Below are 18,099 nucleotides of genomic sequence, written 5' to 3' on the forward strand. Positions count from 1 at the left end.
TGCTGGCCTCTCAGACGGCACGCGGCTCGACGATGCGGCCGCCGAGGCGGGGCGCGGCATCGAGGAGAGCGCGGGTGTACGGATGCTGCGGACGATGGAAGACCTCGTCGACCGTGCCGGCCTCGACGATCTCGCCGAGGTAGACGACCACGACGCGGTCGCAGAAGGACCGCACGGTCGCGAGGTCGTGCGAGACGAACACCTGGGCGCGCTCGTGCGACGCGCCCAGCGACCTGATGAGCTCGAGGATCTGGGCTTGCACCGTGACGTCGAGTGCGCTCGTCGGCTCGTCGAACACGAGCACGTCGGGCTCGGCGACGAGCGCGCGGGCGATGCCGACGCGCTGCGCCTGACCGCCCGAGAGCTGGTGCGGCCGGCGCGTCAGGAACGAGTCGTCGAGGCCGGTGCGCGCGAGCACGTCGGCGGTGCGACGTCCGCGCTCGGCGGCGTCCAGCCCGAGCGGGAGGAGGGGCTCGGAGATCGCGTCGAGCACGGTGCGCCGCGGGTCGAGCGCGCCCAGCGGGTCCTGGAACACCATCTGCACGGTCCGGCTGAGCCGGCGACGCGACGCACGTCCCATCCGCGAGAGGTCGACGTCGCCGACCCGTGCGACGCCCGAGCTCGGCGGGACGAGCCCCATGAGCATGCGCGCCATGGTCGTCTTGCCCGAACCGGACTCGCCGACGACGCCGAGCGTCTCGCCGGCACGCACCTCGAGCGACACCCCGCGCAGCGCGTGGTGCGCCTTGCGGCCGATGCCGCCCCGGTAGTGCACGTGCACGTCGGCGAGCTCGACCTTCACAGGCGCGTCGGGCGCGACCGGGGTCGGCTCGGGCAGCGGCCGGTCGATGTCGGGGACCGCGGCGAGGAGCGTGCGCGTGTACTCGTCCTGCGGGTTCGTCAGGACGTCCTCGGCGGCGCCCGACTCGACCACCTCGCCCGAGCGCAGCACGACGATGCGATCGCAGATGCGCGCCGCCGCGGCGATGTCGTGGGAGATCAGGAGCACGCCGCGCCCCTGCTCGGTCGCGAGCGCCCTGAGCAGGTCGAGCGCGTCGCGCGTGAGCGTGACGTCGAGTCCCGTGGTCGGCTCGTCGGCGAGCAGGATGCCCGGGTCGCACGCGAGCGCGAGCGCGATCATCACGCGCTGCGCCATCCCGCCCGACAGCTCGTGCGGGTAGCCCGCGAGCACCCGGTCGAGATCGCGGATGCCGACGGACTCGAGCAGCGCCCGGCTCTCGGCCAGCGCCGGCGCGCCCGTGAGGCCGCGGTGCGCGCTCAGCCGGTCGGCCAGCTGCTTGCGGACCGTGCGCAGCGGCTCGAGGGCCGCGCGGGGGTTCTGGAAGCACATGGCCGCGCCGTGCCCGCGATGGCTCGCCAGCTGCGCGGCGTCCATCGTGAGGACGTCGACGCCCCGGAACGACACCGTGCCCGACGTCTCGGCGCCGTGCGGAAGCATCCCGACCACGGAACGCGCGAGCATGCTCTTGCCGCCGCCCGACTCGCCGATCAGCCCGACGACCTCCCCGGCGCGGACCTCGAGCGACACGCCGCGGAGGGCGTGCACGACGCCATCGCTCACCGGGATGGACACCTCGAGGCCCGAGACCTCGAGCAGCGGGGTCGTCGTGTCGGTCATCGGGACCTCCTCCGGGTCTCGCGCTCCTGCAGCCCCTCGCCGAGCAGGCTGAAGCCGAACACGCACACCACGAGCGCGATGCCGGGCGGCACCGTCGTCCACAGGCGTCCGGCGACGATGTCGCTCGTGCCCTGGCTGATCATGGCGCCCCACTCCGCCTGCGGCACGGGCACGCCGAGGCCCAGGAACGACAGGCCCGCGAGCGCGAGCATCGCCCACCCGACGTTCAGCGGCGCGACGACCCGGACCGCCGTGAGCGAGTTCGGCAGCACATGGCGCCAGAGCACCGAGCCGTGCGAGATGCCCGAGGTGCGGGCCGCGTCGACGTACGCGAGCTCGCGCACCGTGCGCACCTCGGCCCGGACCAGGCGCGCATAGGACGGGATCGACACCACGCCGACCACGATCGCGAGGTTCCCCGCGCCCGCGCCGAGCATCGCGGCGACCGCGAGCGCCAGGATGAAGACCGGGAAGGACTGGACGATCTCGAGGATGCGCATGACCGTCGTGTCGATCCATCCGCCGACGTACCCGGTGACGACGCCGAGGATCGTGCCGCCGACGACGGCGAGCGCGACCGCGGCCACGGCGATCAGCAGGTCGACCCGGCCCGCGTGCAGGACGCGGGAGAACACGTCCATGCCGTTCGCGTCGGTCCCGAGCAGGTGCGCCGCCGACGGCGGCTGACGGACGGCGTCGGGGTCGATCTGCGTCGGCCCCCACGGCGTGAACAGGGGTGCGAAGACGGCCAGCGCGACCATCAGCCCGATGAGCACGAGCCCGGTGACGATCATGGCGTTCGACCCGCGCGCGGTCCTGCGTCGCCGGCGCAGCGAGACGGTGGGCGTGAGCAGGGTCGTCATCAGAGCCTCACCCTCGGGTCGAGCGCCGCGTGCAAGAGGTCGGCGATCAGGTATGCGATCGCGTAGACCAGCGCGATCACGAGCACGCCCGCCTGCACGACCGGGTAGTCACGCGTCATGAGGCCGCGCAGGAGCCACTGGCCCATGCCCTGCCACGAGAACACCTGCTCGACGAGCACCACGGTTCCGAGCACGTTGCCGAGCACGATCGCGACGAGGGTCGGCAGGCGCGAGAGCGTGCCGCGCAGCAGGTAGCCGTTCGAGAGCGTGCGGCCCCGAACGCCGTGCGCGACCGCGGTGTTCCACGCCGGGCTCGCGAGGATCTCGAGCGCTGCGGCGCGCACGCTGCGCAGCAGCGACGCGGACGCCCCGACGATGATCGTCAGCATGGGCAGCCACAGATGTGCGAGCGCCGACGCCATGGCGGGGCCGTTGCCCGTGATGATCGCGTCGATCAGCTCGGCGCCCGTGATGGGCGCAGGGGCCGCGTCGCGATCGACGCGCCCGGACGGGGCCGGCGCCCAGTGCAGCCACTGGTAGGCGACCACGATGAGCACGAGACCGAGCCAGAACTCGGGGAGGGCGGTGCCCGCGAGCGAGCCCACGCGGCTCACGTGGTCGATGGGGTTGCCGACGCGGCGCGCCGACCAGATGCCGAGGACGACCGCGATCACGAGGGCGATGAGCACCGCGAGCAGCGCCAGCTCCAGCGTGGGGGCCACCCGGAGCGCGAGCTCGACCGCGATCGGCGTGTTGGTCTGAATGGACGTGCCGAAGTCGCCCTGGAAGACGCCCACGAAGTACTCGAGGAACTGCTGCCAGAGCGGGATGTCGAGCCCGAGACGCTCGCGGACGCGTTCGACGTCCTCGACCGACATGCCGGGCGTCACGAACGCCTGGACCGGGTCTCCTGGGAGCACCCGGACGAGCAGGAACGTCAGCACCAGCACGCCGAGCAGCACCGGGATGACCAGCAGCAGCCGGATGCCGACGTAGCGCAGAAGTCTCATCGCGTGGGGGGTCCTTCGCGGGGGATCACGGGCGGGGGCTGGGCCGCCCCCCGCTGAGCGGGGGCGGCCCCGAGCGGCTCACTCGAGCGTGAACGTGTTGAACCTGATGAGGCTGTCCACGGGCTGGACGAAGCCGTCCACGTTGTCGCGCACCGGAAGCGCGAAGTCGGGCTGCGCGAGCGGGATGCCGGGGACGTCCTGCGCGAGCACCTCCTGGACTTGACCCCAGATCGCCTCACGCGCTCCCGCTTCGGCCGCCGAACGGGCCTGGACGACGAGGTCGGCGATCGCGGGGCTGCTGTAGCCCGAGTAGTTCAGGGCCGCGCCCTCGCTGAACGTCGTGCCGATCAGGTACTCGACGTCGTTCACCCACTGCGAACCCGCGGTGATCTGCATGTCGAGGTCGCGGGCCGCGCGGCGCTCGCCGAGCGTGGCCGGGTCGAGCGGCAGGGGCTCGACCGTGACGTCGATCTCGCCGAGCGCATCCTGCACGAGCACCGCGATCTGCTCGGCCTCGCCGTCCTCGGCCGCATACGCGAGCTGGAGCGTGAGGTTCTCGACGCCCGCCTCGGCCAGGAGGTCGCGCGCGGCGTCGAGGTCCTGCGTGTAGGGGAAGCCGTCCTCGGTGTACCCCGGCATGTCGATCGGCACGAGGCTCTTCGGCAGACGCGCGTCGCCGCCGTAGACGGTCGAGATGATCTGGTCGTACGGGATGGCGTTGGCCACGGCCTGGCGCACCCGGACGTCCGCGAGCGGCCCCATGGTGGTGTTCAGCGGGATGCTCACCATCTCGTTGTTCGGAGCGGTGAGGATCTTGACGCCCTCGGCGCCCTCGAGGTCGGCGACCTCGGCCGCGCTCAGCCCGAGCGCCAGATCGACATCGCCCTCGCGCAGCATGACCGCGGCGGTCGCGGTGTCGGAGACGACCGTGAACCGGACCGTCTCGACGTTGGCGCCGTTGTCGCCGAGGTAGTCGGGGTTCGCCTTCAGCACGATCTCCTGACCGGGGACCGCGTCGTCGACCACGAAGTAGCCGCCGTCGGTCGGGTTCTGCGCAGCCCAGTCGGCGGCCCACGGGTCGTCGTCGGTCGCGTGCTCCTGCATGAGCACCGAGTCGTAGATGAACAGGCTGATGGCCTGGATCTGCTCGGTCAGCGCGCTCGGGAACTCCTGGTGGAACGCCACCGTGCGCTCATCGACGACCTCGACCTGAGACGGGTCGGTCAGGCCGATGAGGCTGTAGAGGCCGGCGACGTTCGCGCCGGCCGCGAACGCCCGGTCCTTGCTCCACTTGACGTCCTCGGCGGTGATCGGGTTGCCGCTCGGGAAGGTCGCGCCCTCCTTAATCGTGAGCGTCCAGTCCATGCCGTTCTCGCTCTCGAACGACTCGGCCCAGGTCGGGAAGATGTCGGTCGTGTCGAGGATCGCACCGCCGTCGACCTCGGTCACGCCGTAGTCGATGAGGTAGGGGTAGACGTTCTTGTACATCGTCAGCGCGGTCAGGTCGAAGCCGACGAAGTCCTGATCCCAGCTGCTGGGGTAGGCGGTGATGGCGACCCGGAGCTCGTCGGACGAGGAGGCGTCGCCGCCGTCCTGGTTCTGCACGCCCGCGGCACAGCCGCTGAGGGCGAGCGTTCCGGCGACGACGGCCGCCGCGGCGGCCGTCAGTCGGCGGCCGAACGGACGGCGGAAGAATGGAGCGTTCACGAATCCTCCTGCGGAAGGGGAACGCCTCTCGGGCGAGGCGATCCGGACGGGGGTGGTGGGTGGAGCGGTCGTGGAAATGCGTTCCGACCGTTTTATCGCACTAAACGCGATGTGAGACCAGATGTAACACGATCGTTTCACACCGGTCAGTAGTGACGCGGCGTCACGACCGAGACGACGACGGTCGTGACGTCCCCGTCGTTGTGGAACACGTGTGGCGTGTTCGAGCGCAGGAAGAGGCTGTCACCGGCCGTCAGGCGATACTCGACGCCGTCGACCTCGTAGAGCAGCTCCCCCTCCAGCACGTACGCGAACTCCTCGCCCTTGTGGGCCGAGGGCTCCTCTTTGCGCCCGCCCGGCTCGATGTAGACGAGCATCGGTTCGAGCGTGAGCCCGGGGACGCGCGCGGACAGCATCTCGTAGTGACGTCCGCTCGAGACGATGCGCGACGGCCGGTCGGCCGCGCGATTCAGCGTGAACACCACGCCGTCGTCGTCGACCGAGCCCTGCGCGCCGACCGGGGTCGCGGTCGGCGCCCCGGACCCGGATGCGGCCTCCGCGCCCGCGAACAGGTCGGCCATGGTCACGTCGAGCGCATCGGCGACCTTGTGCAGGCTCGACAGCGCGATCGAGCTGAGGCCGCGCTCGACCTGCGACAGGAACCCGCCCGACAGCCCGCTGCGCTGGGCGAGCGCGCGCATCGACATGCCCTTGGCCTCTCGAAGCTGCCGGACCCGCGGCCCGACCACCTCGGCGCCCTGGCCGGCGTCTGTTGACGACATCGTGTTCCTCGCAACCTCGGCAGTGTTCGGTGCCACGCAGTGTTCGATCACACTAAGCGCCAGGATCGCGGCATGCGAGCGATTGGCGTCACGCGTGCGCATCCTTAACCGAACCGAAACGTGGCCGCAGTCCGGTGCGACCGGCGCCGCATGCCCCCGCTCTTGGCAGGATGGGAGTCATGCAGCGTGTGCCGGCCGACCCGATCGATCAACTCCGAGCGCGCACGAGCGCCAAATGGCGGCTCTATCCCGACGACGTGCTCCCATTGCCGGTCGCGGAGATGGACTACCCGCTCGCCGAGCCCATCGCCGACGCCCTGCACGCCGCGATCCGGCGCTCCGACACGGGGTACGCGTCAGGCGGCACCGCGCTGGCCGAGGCGTTCGGGGTGTTCGCGGCCGCCCGCCTGCACTGGGAGGTGGACCCGGCCCGCGTCACCACGACCGCCGACGTGAGCATGGGCGTCGTCGAGGTGCTCCGCCAGGCCATCTCGCCCGGCGAGGAGGTCGTGATCACCCCGCCCGTCTACCCGCCGTTCTTCAACCTCGTGACCGAGGCCGGCGGGCGCGTGGTCGAGGTGCCCCTCGCCGGCGACGTGCCGTCGGGGTGGTCGCTGGACCTGGCCGGCATCGAGGCGGCGTTCGCGCGCGGCGCGCGCGCGATCCTGCTCTGCAACCCGCACAACCCGGTCGGCCTCGTGCACGACGCCGGGACGCTCGCGGCCCTCGCCGAGCTCGCCGCACGCTTCCGGGCGACCGTCGTGAGCGACGAGGTGCACGGCCCGCTCGCGCAATCCGCGATGCCGTACGTGCCGTTCCTGACGGTCTCCGACGCGGCACGCGAGCACGGGGTCGCCGTCACGGGCGCCACCAAGGCGTTCAACGTCGCGGGGTTGAAAGCCGCCGCGATCGTCACGGCGAGCGACCGCGGCGATCGGCTCCGCGCCGCGATGCCCGAAGAGGTCGGCTGGCGCATGAGCCAGTTCGGGTCGATCGCGAGCGTCGCCGCGTTCCGGCACGGCGGCCCGTGGCTCGACGGCGTGCTCGCGAGCCTCGACGACAATCGGCGGCTGCTGGCCGACCTGCTCGAGGACGAGCTGCCCGGCGTGGGCTATCGCGTGCCCGACGCGACCTACCTCGCCTGGCTCGACCTGCGCGCGCTCGGCTGGGGCGACGACCCCGCGGCGGTCGCACTCGAGCGCGCCCGGGTCGCGCTCGCCTCAGGACCCGACTTCGGCAGGCCGGGCCGAGGGTTCGCACGCCTCAACTTCGCGTGCTCCCCCGAGGTGCTCGGCGAGGCCGTCACCCGCCTCGCCGACGCACGGTCACCGCTGGTCGAGTAGCGAGCGGACGCACGACACCCGCTGGTCGAGTAGCGAGCGCAGCGAGCGTATCGAGACCCGGCAACCTGGCCTCGAGACCGGCGCACCGGGTCTCGATACGGCGCTGGCGCGCCTACTCGACCAGCGAGGCGACTACCGCGTGTAGTTCGGCGCCTCGACGACGATCTGCACGTCGTGCGGGTGCGACTCCTTGAGCCCGGCCGGAGTGATCCGCACGAACCGGCCCTTGGTCTTCAGCTCGTCGATCGTGCGCGCGCCGACGTAGAACATCGACTGCCGCAGCCCTCCGATGAGCTGGTACGCGACCGCCGAGAGCGGGCCGCGGTACGGCACCTGACCCTCGATGCCCTCGGGGATGAGCTTGTCGTCGTTCGGCACATCGGCCTGGAAGTAGCGGTCCTTCGAGTACGACGTCTTCTTGCCGCGCGTCTGCATCGCGCCGAGCGAGCCCATGCCGCGGTAGGTCTTGAACTGCTTGCCGTTCTGGAAGACGAGCTCGCCGGGGCTCTCGGCCGTGCCCGCGAGCAGCGAACCGAGCATGACCGTGTCGGCGCCCGCCACGAGCGCCTTCGCGATGTCGCCCGAGTACTGCAGGCCGCCGTCGGCGATCAGCGGCACGCCCGCCGGGCGGGTGGCCTTCGACGCCTCGTAGACGGCGGTCACCTGCGGCACGCCCACACCCGCGACGACGCGCGTGGTGCAGATCGAGCCGGGGCCCACGCCGACCTTGACGGCGTCGGCGCCGGCCTCGACGAGCGCCTTGGCGCCCTCGTAGGTCGCGACGTTGCCGCCGATGACGTCGATGTGCGCGAAGGTCGGGTCGGCCTTGAGACGGCGGATGATGTCGAGCACGCCCGCGGACTCGCCGTTCGCGGTGTCGACGACGATCACGTCGACGCCCGCGTCGCGGACGGCCTCCGCACGCTCCCAGGCCTCGCCGAAGAAGCCGATCGCGGCGCCCACGCGGAGGCGCCCTTCGGCGTCCTTCGTCGCGTTGGGGTACTGCTCCGACTTGTCGAAGTCCTTGACCGTGATCAGCCCGGTCAGCTTGCCGGCGTCGTCGACGAGCGGCAGCTTCTCGACCTTGTGCTGGGCGAAGATCGCGAGCGCCTCGTCGGGGTTCATGCCCACGCGCCCCGTGATGAGCGGGGCCGTGGTCATGACCTCGCTGACCTTCGTCGTGGGCTTCTCGAAGTCGGAGACGAACCGCATGTCGCGGTTGGTGATGATGCCGACGAGCGTGCCGTCGTCGTCGACCACGGGCAGGCCGCTGACCCGGTACGTGGCACACAGCTCGTCGACGTCGGCGACGGATGCCTCGGGCGAGGTCGTGACCGGATTGGAGACCATGCCCGACTCCGAGCGCTTCACCCGGTCGACCATGTCGGCCTGGTCGGCGATCGAGAGGTTGCGGTGCAGGATGCCGATGCCGCCCTGCCGGGCCATCGCGATCGCCATGCGCGCCTCGGTGACGGTGTCCATCGCCGCAGACAGCAGCGGCGTCGCGGCGGTGATGCGGCGGGTGAGCCGCGAGCTCGTATCGGCCTCGCTCGGGATCACATCGGTGTGCCCCGGCAGCAGCAGGACGTCGTCATACGTCAACCCTGTGAAACCGAAGGGGTCGTGCTGATCCATCGGGCGCGCCTTTCGCTGTTCGAGAGTGCCGGCCGCGTGTCGGCATCGAGATGCACCGCTGTCGTGGCCCGGCCAGGCCGTTTCGGTGTGTACCGATTCTAATCCGGCACAGGGCTCAGGTATTCCCGCGCGAGCGCGCGCGCACGGCAGGCGCGCACGGCCCGCGCGCGGCCCGCGCGTACGCGCCCGGGACCCGGCGCAGCCGGCGCGCTGCGCGGATGCGCGCCGACGAGGCATCCGCCCGCCCTTGTTCACGATTCGGATGCGTTTGCCGAGGACTCGGCACCCGAAACACGGGCGACACACTACGCTCATAGGGTCTCCCTCACGGCCGACGGGACCGACGTCGGGCCGTGGTGTCCCGACCTGGAGGTTTCGTGAGATCCCCAACCCTTGCAGTCGCGTCCCCACCGGGACGCGTACCGAGGCTGATCGCCGTGTTCTTCGCCGCGATCGCCGCCGTCCTCGGAATGCTCGCGCTGACGGCCGGACCGGCCTTCGCCGCCGAGGACGACCCGTATCGCATCAGCGGCAACGTGCAACTCGACGGGCAACCGCTCGAGGGCGTCGTGCTGACCATCGACGGGCCGGGGGGTGAACAAGAGGTCACGACCGATGCCAACGGGCAGTGGAGTGTCGGCGTCCCCGAGCGCGACGACTACACCGTCACGCTCGACGAGTCGACCCTGCCCGAGGGCATCGCCGTCGTCGATCCGGAAGACGACAGCCCGAACGAGAAAGAGGTGACGGTCGGCGCCGGCGGGCGCGTGGCGGTGAACTTCTTCATCGGCGAGGGCGAGCGCAATGTCACGAGCGTGTGGGACCAGTTCCTGCAGCGTCTCGTGCAGGGCCTCAACTTCGGCCTGATGCTGGGGCTCGCCGCGGTCGGCCTCTCGCTGGTGTTCGGCACCACCGGGATCTCGAACTTCGCACACGGTGAGATGGTGACCTTCGGCGCCGTGGCCGCCTCGTTCCTCGTGAGCGCGGCATCCCTCGCGCTGCCGCTCTGGGTGGGCCTGCCGCTCGCGGTGATCGTGAGCGCCGTGTTCGGCCTGATACTCGACGTCATACTTTGGCGACCCCTCAGGCGCAAACGCGTCGGGGTCGTGCAGCTCATGATCGTGAGCATCGGCCTCTCGCTCGCGCTGCGCTACATCTACCAGTTCTTCATCGGCGGCGGCACGACGCAGCTGCCGGGCGCGACCGCACCCAAGATGCAGTTCGGGCCGATCCAGCTGAGCGGCATCGACATCGCGTCGATCCTGATCTCGATCGGGGTCATCATCGGCTTCGCGCTGTGGCTCACCTACTCGCGACTCGGCAAGGCCACCCGCGCGATCAGCGACAACTCCTCGCTCGCCTCGGCGTCGGGCATCGACGTCGACCACGTCGTGCGCATCGTCTGGATCGTCGCGGCCGGCCTCGCGGGCCTCGCGGGCATCCTGTACGCGTACTACCGACCCGGTATCAAGTGGGACATGGGAGCCCAGATCCTCTTGCTCATGTTCGCCGCGGTGACGCTCGGCGGACTCGGGACCGCCTTCGGCGCCCTGATCGGCTCGCTCATCGTCGGCGTGCTCGTCGAGGTGTCCGGGCTCTGGATTCCGGACGACCTCAGGTACGCGGGCGCGCTCGTGATCCTCATCGTCATCCTGCTGTTCCGGCCACAGGGAATCCTCGGCCGGCGAGAGAGAATCGGGTAAGGCACGCACATGGACTGGCTCCAGATCTTCTCGAACTCGCTGTCGTCGATCCTCAGCCCGGCGACCATCGGCTACGCCCTCGCCGCGCTCGGCCTGGCCGTGCACTTCGGCTACGCCGGCCTCCTCAACATGGGCATCGCCGGCTTCATGGCCATCGGGGCGTACGGCTACGCCATCTCGACGCTCTCATTCGGCTTCCCCTGGTGGCTCGCGGCGTTGACGGGCCTCGTGGCCTCGGCGGTCTTCGCACTCATCCTGGGTGTACCGACGCTGCGGCTGCGCGGCGACTATCTGGCGATCGTTACCATCGCGGCCGCCGAGGTCGTCAGGCTGCTGTTCCTCACCACGGCGTTCGAAGACGTCACCGGCTCGGCCGACGGTCTCGCCGGCTATCAGGGCGACTTCCGCGACGCGAACCCGTTGCCCGACGGCTCGTACGGCCTCGGGCCATGGACGTACACCTCCACAGAGTGGTGGGTGCGCATCATGGGCCTCGTGACGCTCGCGATCGCCGTGCTCGTCGTGTGGATGCTCATGCGCAGCCCGTGGGGCCGCGTGCTGAAGGGCATCCGCGAGGACGAGGACGCCGTGCGCGCACTCGGCAAGAACGCCTTCGCCTACAAGCTGCAGGCGCTCGTGCTGGGTGGTGTGCTCGCCGCGTCGGGCGGCATCGTCTACGCGCTCGAACGCGCGGCGAGCCCCGGCGTGTACGTGACCTCGCTCACGTTCTTCGTGTGGACGGCCCTGCTGCTCGGCGGTGCCGCGACGGTCTTCGGGCCGCTGCTCGGCTCGCTGATCTTCTGGTTCATCCAGACGTTCCTCAGCAACTTCCTGCCCGCACTCGTGCAGGCGGGCGTGCTGCCCTTCATGACGCAGATCCAGGCGGGCACGCTGCGCTTCATCCTCGTCGGTGTCGCGCTCATGTTGCTCGTGATATTCATGCCACAGGGCATCCTGGGCAACAAGAAGGAGCTGACCTTTGTCAAGTGAGACTCCGGCCCCGCACGAGCCGACCGACGAGCCGCACGGCTCGCTCACGCCGCGCCCGAAGACCACCGGCCTGCACGTCGGCGACGCCACACCCGGCGTCGCGAAGGTCGACCCGATCATCGTGGCCGACAAGGTGCGCCGCACGTTCGGCGGCCTGACCGCCGTCGACGTCGAGCACCTCGAGATCCCGCGCGGCGCCATCACGGCGTTGATCGGGCCGAACGGCGCCGGCAAGACGACGCTGTTCAACCTGCTGACCGGCTTCGACAAGCCCAACGAGGGCACGTGGACGTTCGACGGCACGTCCCTCTCTGGCGTCCCGGCGTTCAAGGTCGCCCGCATGGGCCAGGTGCGCACGTTCCAGCTGACCAAGGCGCTCGGCCTGCTCACGGTGCTCGAGAACATGAAGCTCGGCGCGAAGGGGCAGCGCGGCGAGCGCTTCTGGACCAGCATGGTCCCGGCCGCCTGGAACAAGCAGGACGCCGAGATCGAGGAACGCGCCATGATGCTCCTCGCCAAGTTCAAGCTCGACGCGAAGGCGAACGACTTCGCGGCGAGCCTGTCGGGCGGGCAGCGCAAGCTCCTCGAGATGGCGCGCGCGCTCATGAGCGAGCCGAAGCTCGTCATGCTCGACGAGCCGATGGCGGGCGTGAACCCGGCGCTCACCCAGTCGCTGCTCGACCACATCCTCGACCTGAAGGACCTGGGCATGACCGTGCTGTTCGTCGAGCACGACATGCACATGGTCAGGCACATCGCCGACTGGGTCGTGGTGATGGCCGAGGGCCGCGTGGTCGCCGAGGGCGACCCGTACTCGGTCATGCGCGACCCGGCCGTCGTCGACGCGTACCTGGGCGCGCACCAGGAGCTCGACCTCGGCGTGGTCACGGGCCGCTATGCGGCCCAGGACGCAGACGCCACCACGGATGCCTCGGCGTCGGCGCAGGCCGATGCGGCCGTGTTGACGGACGAGGCGCAGGCTGAGCTCGAGGAGAAGGACCAGTGACCGCGACCGCAACCGACACCCCCGTCGTCTTCGTCGACGACGTGCACGCGGGGTACCTGCCCGGCGTGAACATCCTGAACGGGTGCTCGCTCGTCGCCCACCAGGGCGAGCTGATCGGCATCATCGGGCCGAACGGCGCGGGCAAGTCCACGCTGCTCAAGGCGATCTTCGGGCAGGTGAACGTCCGCGAGGGCACCATCACGCTCGAGGGTCAGGACATCACGGGGCTCAAGGCGAACAAGCTCGTCTCGCGCGGGGTGGGCTTCATCCCGCAGACGAACAACGTGTTCCCGAGCCTGACCATCGAGGAGAACCTGCAGATGGGGCTGTTTCAGAAGCCCTCCATCTACAAGGAGCGACTCGAGTTCGTGACGGGCATCTTCGCCGAGCTGGGTTCGCGGCTCAAGCAGCGCGCCGGCTCGTTGTCGGGCGGTGAGCGCCAGATGGTCGCGATGAGCCGTGCGCTCATGATGGACCCCAAGGTGCTGCTGCTCGACGAGCCGTCGGCTGGCCTGTCCCCCGTGCGCCAGGATGAGGCGTTCATCCGCGTCTCGGAGATCAACAAGGCCGGGGTGACCTGCATCATGGTCGAGCAGAACGCGCGCCGCTGCCTGCAGATCTGCGACCGCGGCTACGTGCTCGACCAGGGCCGCGACGCCTACACGGGCTCGGGTCGCGATCTGCTGAACGACCCCAAGGTCACCGAGCTGTACCTCGGCACGCTCGGCACCTGACCCGGCGCTCCCCCTCTGAGGGCGGGTCCCGCTTCGCGGGGCCCGCCCTTCTCGCGTACGTGCAAGCGGATGTCTCGGGGCCGCGCCCGCACGAGACATCCGCCCGCCCGCCCGCCGCGCCCGCGCCCGCGCCCGCGCCCGCGTAGCTTCGCCGACTGCGCCACGCACGCCCAACCGCGCCACGCACGACGGTCGTACATGGCGCAGGTGGCTGTGCCTGGCGTAATCGGTCGCACGTGGCGCGATCAGGGCGGCGGCGAGCGAAGGTCCTCGCTCCGGATCGCCGCGCCGCGGGGCGGGGCGGGGCGGGCGGGGCGGCGGATGCACGAAAGCGGGCCCCGGTCGAAGACCGGGGCCCGCTCGTGGTGCGGCGTGAAGGCTCAGCCCTCGTAGGCGCTGTAGTTGTTGTCCTCGCCGTACTGGTAGATGCCGATCGACGCCTCGGTCGGGTCGCCGACCTCGTCGAACGTGATCGGACCCGAGATGCCGTCGTAGTCGGCCGTGCCGCCACCGAGGATGATGTCGGCGCATTCCGCGTACGTCGTGCACTTCTCGCCGTCGCCCGAGCCACCCGAGACCTCGATGAGCTTCTCGGCGATCGCCTCGGAGTCGGTCGAGTTCGCCGCGAGAGAGGCGAGCGCGAGCAGGATCGTCGCGTCGTAGGACTCAGCCGCGTAGCTGTAGTCCTCGAGCGGGGGCGTGCCCTCGGCCTCGAGGAACGCGTCGAGCTCACCCGTGAAGGTCGAGATCGAGTCGATGGACAGGCCCGGGAGCGTGCCCTTCGCACCGGTCAGCGAGCCGGGCGGGAACGCGTCGGCGAAGTTCTTCAGGTTGCCGTCGACGAAGTACAGCTTGTCGGCGGGGAACTGACCGAACAGACCCGGAAGGATCGTCGACACCTCGTCGAACGTGATCAGCGCGATGGCGTCGGGCGAGGCCGCGAGCACCGAGTTGATCTGTGCGTCGAACGTGGTGTCACCGGTGTTGTACGTCGCCTCGGCGACGACCTCGCCGCCGGCGCCCTCGAACGCCTCGGACACGTACTTGGCGAGACCCGTGCCGTACGAGTCGTTCAGCACGATGATGCCGAGCGTCTGGTTGCCGTCTTCGGCGATCAGGTTGCCGAGCACCTCACCCTGCAGCACGTCGGACGGCGCGGTGCGGAAGTACAGGCCGTTGTCGTCGTACGTCGTGAACGCGTCGGACGTGTTCGCCGGCGAGAACTGGATGACGCCGGCGCCCGTGACCTGGTCGATGAACTGCAGCGACGTACCCGAGGACGCCGCACCGATGATGGCGGAGACGCCCTCACCGAGCAGACGCGGGATCTCGGTCTCGTAGGCCTTGTTGTCGGTGTCGCCCGAGTCGCCGTACACCACGTCGAGCGTGAGGCCGGTGTCACCGGTGGCCTCGTTGATCTGGGAGGTCGCGTACGCGACACCCGCTTCCTCGGGCGGGCCGAGGAACGCGAGGTTTCCGGTCTGAGGGAGAGCCGTGCCGATCGTCAGCGTGAGGTCTTCACGCGGGCCGGACGTCTCTTCGGACCCGGCGTCGGGTTCGCCGCTCGCGCAGGCGGAAAGCAGGAGGGCGCTCGTCGCGGCGACCGCGACACCCGTCCAGACCTTGCCACGCGAACGAGCGGGTCGGGAGGTACCGAAAACGCTCATGTTGCTCCTTGGGACTGAAGGATATGTTTCCGTTCGCGACGTGCTTCAGGGCACGCCGTCCTGTCACAGTAGTTGCGGCTCCCGCAAGGAACAAGGAGTCCCGATCACAACCCGGTAACACCGTCCAAAGCGTTACATTTCCGTCACATACGTGGGCATTTACGCACAATCGCGCAGCGCACCCGGACAGGGACGCAAGGAAACCGCAATCCAATAGCCGTGGACTCAGGTCAGCTGAGCGACCTGCCGACGAGCCGCCCGAGCCCCCCGGAGCAGGTCGAACGTGAGCACCACGAGTGCGACCCACACAAGGGCGAAGCCGATCCACCGCTCGGGCGGCATGGGCTCGTGCAGGACGAACACGCCGACGACGAACTGGATGAACGGCGCGAAGTACTGGATGAAGCCCATCGTGGTCAGCGGCAACCGCCGCGACGCGGCCGCGAAGAAGAGCAGCGGAACCGCCGTGAGCGCGCCCGAGACGAGCAGCAGCACGGTGTGCCACGTGCCGTACGCGCCCATGGTGAGGCCCGCGGTCGCGCCCACGACGATTAGCTGGATCACCGCCACCGGCGTCAGCCAGGCGGTCTCGAGCGTGAGCCCGGACACCGCGTCGACGCGCGGGCCGACCCGCTTCTTGATGAGTCCGTAGAACCCGAACGAGAAGGCCAGCAGCAGCGCGATCCACGGCACCTCTCCGTGCCCGATCGCGAGTACGAGCACCGCGGCGATGCTGATGCCGACCGCGACCCACTGGGTCACGTTCAGACGCTCGCGCAGCACGATCACACCGAGGAACACCGTCACGATCGGATTGATGAAATACCCGAGGGCGGCCTCGACGACCTGGCCGGACAGCGTCGCGTACACGTAGGTCTGCCAGTTGATGTAGATGAGCACGCCCGCGAGGCCCATGATGAGCACGACCCGTCGATCGCGCAGGAGCACTCCGAACGGACGCCACGCGCGCGTCACGGCCAGCAGCAGCGCGCAGAAGACGAGCGAGAGCACGATGCGCCAGCCGACGACCTCGAACGGCCCGGCCGGCGCGAGCGCGAGAAAGTAGATCGGCAGGATGCCCCACAGACCGTAGGCGCCGATCGCGTAGCCCAGCCCGGCCTTGCTCACCGGCTCGCTGCGCGCCGCGCGTGCACCGGCCGACCCCGCGCCGAGGCCGGAGGCCGCGGGCGCGCCCTGCGCGCTGCCGGGATCGGAGGGTGTGCTCACCGGCTCAGCCTACGCCCGGCCGCCGACGCGTCGACGCCGGCGTCGGACATCGCGTGGGCGGCACCACCCCGACCGACACAGAACGGCCCGGGCGCCGTGAGGCGTCCGGGCCGTTCAGCCGGATCGATCCGCTTAGCGGACGACGACCGCGAGCACGTCGCGGGCCGAGAGCACGAGGAAGTCGTCGCCGCCGAACTTGACCTCGGTGCCGCCGTACTTCGAGTAGATCACCTTGTCGCCGACGGCGACGTCGAGCGGAACACGGTTGCCGTTGTCGTCGATGCGGCCGGGGCCCACGGCCACGACCTCGCCCTCCTGGGGCTTCTCCTTCGCGGTGTCGGGGATCACCAGGCCGGAAGCCGTGGTCTGCTCGGCCTCGACCTGCTTGATGACGATGCGATCCTCGAGCGGCTTGATGGAAACCGACACGGTTGACCCCTTTTCTCTTTCGTTCGGTATGTCTTGACGAAGACTCGTTAGCAGCCTCTGACTGAGAGTGCTAACACGAGTCTAGGGAGATTCTGGCACTCACGCAACGTGAGTGCCAGCTCATTTCCACACACGCCCGAGACGGTCCCGCGCCCGGTGCTAGCGTGGCCGGGTGGATCGCGCTGAGCTCGTCGAACTCCTCTCGCCCGAGGGGCTTCGGCTCCTCGACTCGCTGCCCGAGTGGGACTCCAAGGCCGACGTCGTGCGCGCGGTGGCCGACCTCCGCAAGGCCGGTCACTCGCCCTCGCTCGTCGCCGCGGTGCTCAGCCAGGCTCGGCTCCGCCAGCGCGCGCGCGCCAAGTTCGGCGAGTTCGCCGAGCGCATGCTGTTCACCGAGGCCGGGCTCGAACAGGCCACCCGGCTCAAGGTCGCCGCACTGCACGCCGGGCGGTTCGCGCGAGCGGGCATCGGTCACGTCGCCGATCTCGGCTGCGGCATCGGCGGCGACGCCCTCGCCATGGCCGCGGTCGACCTCGAGATCACCGCGGCCGAGGCCGACGAGGTGACCGCCGCGATCGCCGCGTACAACCTGACGCCCTTCCCACGTGCGCAGGTCCGGCACGCCCTCGCCGAGGAGGTCCCGCTCGGCGGCATCGGCGGCGCCTGGCTCGACCCCGCGCGTCGCACGACCGAGGGCGGCCGCACGACCCGGCTCGCGGATGCCTCCGCGTACAGCCCGTCGCTCGACTTCGCGTTCGGGCTCGCCGAGCGAGTGGCGGTCGGCGTGAAGCTCGGCCCCGGCACCGACCGGGACGTCGTGCCGGCCGGCGCCGAGGCGCAGTGGGTCTCGGTCGACGGCGACCTCGTCGAGCTGGCGGTCTGGTTCGGCCCGCTCGCCCGGCCGGGCATCGGGCGAGCCGCACTCGTGATCCGCGGCGACCAGGCGGCCGAGCTGGCCGCGGCGGCCGACAGCGAGGACGCCCCGACGGGGCCGCTCGGCGACTACCTCTACGAGCCCGACGGCGCGGTGATCCGCGCGCGGCTCATCGGCGACTTCGCGAGAGCCAACGGCGGATGGATGGTCTCCGAGGGCATCGCCTACGTCACCGCCGATCGAGTCATCGAGAGCCCGTTCGCCCGAGGGTTCCGCGTGCTCGAACGCCTGCCGAACGATGAGCGGCAGCTCAGACAGGCGCTCGCCCAGCGGGGTATCGGCACGCTCGAGATCAAGAAGCGCGGCGTCGACGTCGATCCCGCGACACTTCGCACCCGCCTGAAGCTCCGCGGTGAGGCATCCGCCACCATCGTGATCACGCGCGAGGCGGGCCGCCGCGTCACGCTGCTCGTCGAGCGTCTTTGACCGT

General features: G+C 70.2%; 15 protein-coding genes. 6 read left to right on the forward strand and 9 right to left on the reverse strand.

From position 1 onward, the window contains the following. Window positions 1-10 precede the first annotated feature (10 nt). From RH864_RS00705 to RH864_RS00725, 5 genes are all read right to left on the reverse strand, one after another. Window positions 11-1,639, reverse strand: coding sequence for an ABC transporter ATP-binding protein (locus RH864_RS00705; RefSeq protein WP_310515591.1), 1,629 nt, complete (start codon window positions 1,637-1,639; stop codon window positions 11-13). After that, window positions 1,636-2,502, reverse strand: a complete 867-nt coding sequence (locus RH864_RS00710; protein WP_310515592.1) for an ABC transporter permease — start codon at window positions 2,500-2,502, stop codon at window positions 1,636-1,638. The genes RH864_RS00705 and RH864_RS00710 overlap by 4 nt, the downstream gene beginning before the upstream one ends. Further along, on the reverse strand, window positions 2,502-3,512 hold the full coding sequence (locus RH864_RS00715) for an ABC transporter permease (protein ID WP_310515593.1): 1,011 nt from the start codon (window positions 3,510-3,512) through the stop codon (window positions 2,502-2,504). The genes RH864_RS00710 and RH864_RS00715 overlap by 1 nt, the downstream gene beginning before the upstream one ends. A 78-nt stretch (window positions 3,513-3,590) precedes the next feature. Then, complete coding sequence (locus RH864_RS00720) at window positions 3,591-5,219, reverse strand: ABC transporter substrate-binding protein (RefSeq protein WP_310515594.1); 1,629 nt, start codon at window positions 5,217-5,219, stop codon at window positions 3,591-3,593. Between the two features lie 146 nt (window positions 5,220-5,365). Continuing rightward, entirely contained in the window at window positions 5,366-6,001 is a 636-nt protein-coding gene (locus tag RH864_RS00725; protein ID WP_310515595.1) for a helix-turn-helix domain-containing protein, read from the reverse strand. A 179-nt stretch (window positions 6,002-6,180) separates the two neighbouring features. On the opposite strand from RH864_RS00725, the gene RH864_RS00730 reads away from it, so the two are divergent. Then, the gene (locus tag RH864_RS00730) at window positions 6,181-7,344 is read left to right on the forward strand and encodes a MalY/PatB family protein (protein ID WP_310515596.1); all 1,164 of its coding nucleotides are present in this window, start codon (window positions 6,181-6,183) and stop codon (window positions 7,342-7,344) included. A gap of 132 nt (window positions 7,345-7,476) precedes the next feature. On the opposite strand, the gene guaB is transcribed toward RH864_RS00730, so the two are convergent. Beyond that, window positions 7,477-8,979 carry an IMP dehydrogenase gene (gene guaB, locus RH864_RS00735; RefSeq protein ID WP_310515597.1) on the reverse strand — a complete coding sequence of 501 codons (1,503 nt, stop codon included), beginning with the start codon at window positions 8,977-8,979 and terminating at the stop codon, window positions 7,477-7,479. 437 nt (window positions 8,980-9,416) lie between these two features. On the opposite strand from guaB, the gene RH864_RS00740 reads away from it, so the two are divergent. From RH864_RS00740 to RH864_RS00755, 4 genes are all read left to right on the forward strand, one after another. Beyond that, window positions 9,417-10,682, forward strand: coding sequence for an ABC transporter permease subunit (locus RH864_RS00740; RefSeq protein ID WP_396129930.1), 1,266 nt, complete (start codon window positions 9,417-9,419; stop codon window positions 10,680-10,682). Window positions 10,683-10,691: 9 nt separating this feature from the next. Beyond that, a complete protein-coding gene (locus tag RH864_RS00745) occupies window positions 10,692-11,672 on the forward strand; it encodes a branched-chain amino acid ABC transporter permease (protein WP_310515598.1) in 981 nt (326 codons plus the stop codon). Between the two features lie 70 nt (window positions 11,673-11,742). Beyond that, window positions 11,743-12,678, forward strand: a complete 936-nt coding sequence (locus RH864_RS00750; protein ID WP_310516002.1) for an ABC transporter ATP-binding protein — start codon at window positions 11,743-11,745, stop codon at window positions 12,676-12,678. Next, a complete protein-coding gene (locus RH864_RS00755) occupies window positions 12,675-13,412 on the forward strand; it encodes an ABC transporter ATP-binding protein (protein WP_310515599.1) in 738 nt (245 codons plus the stop codon). The genes RH864_RS00750 and RH864_RS00755 overlap by 4 nt, the downstream gene beginning before the upstream one ends. Window positions 13,413-13,792: 380 nt before the next feature. Here RH864_RS00755 and RH864_RS00760 read toward each other — a convergent pair whose 3' ends face one another. From RH864_RS00760 to groES, 3 genes are all read right to left on the reverse strand, one after another. After that, window positions 13,793-15,079 carry an ABC transporter substrate-binding protein gene (locus RH864_RS00760; RefSeq protein ID WP_310515600.1) on the reverse strand — a complete coding sequence of 429 codons (1,287 nt, stop codon included), beginning with the start codon at window positions 15,077-15,079 and terminating at the stop codon, window positions 13,793-13,795. A gap of 225 nt (window positions 15,080-15,304) precedes the next feature. After that, on the reverse strand, window positions 15,305-16,207 hold the full coding sequence (rarD, locus tag RH864_RS00765) for an EamA family transporter RarD (protein ID WP_310516003.1): 903 nt from the start codon (window positions 16,205-16,207) through the stop codon (window positions 15,305-15,307). Between the two features lie 231 nt (window positions 16,208-16,438). Next, window positions 16,439-16,735 (reverse strand): co-chaperone GroES, encoded by a 297-nt coding sequence (gene groES / locus RH864_RS00770; protein WP_308797093.1) that lies wholly within the window; start codon window positions 16,733-16,735, stop codon window positions 16,439-16,441. Window positions 16,736-16,907: 172 nt separating this feature from the next. On the opposite strand from groES, the gene RH864_RS00775 reads away from it, so the two are divergent. Continuing rightward, window positions 16,908-18,095: a class I SAM-dependent methyltransferase gene (locus tag RH864_RS00775; protein WP_310515601.1), complete on the forward strand. Its 1,188-nt coding sequence runs from the start codon at window positions 16,908-16,910 to the stop codon at window positions 18,093-18,095. The last annotated feature ends 4 nt before the right edge of the window (window positions 18,096-18,099 follow it).

The organism is Agromyces aerolatus, assembly GCF_031432255.1.
Taxonomy (GTDB): Bacteria; Actinomycetota; Actinomycetes; order Actinomycetales; family Microbacteriaceae; genus Agromyces.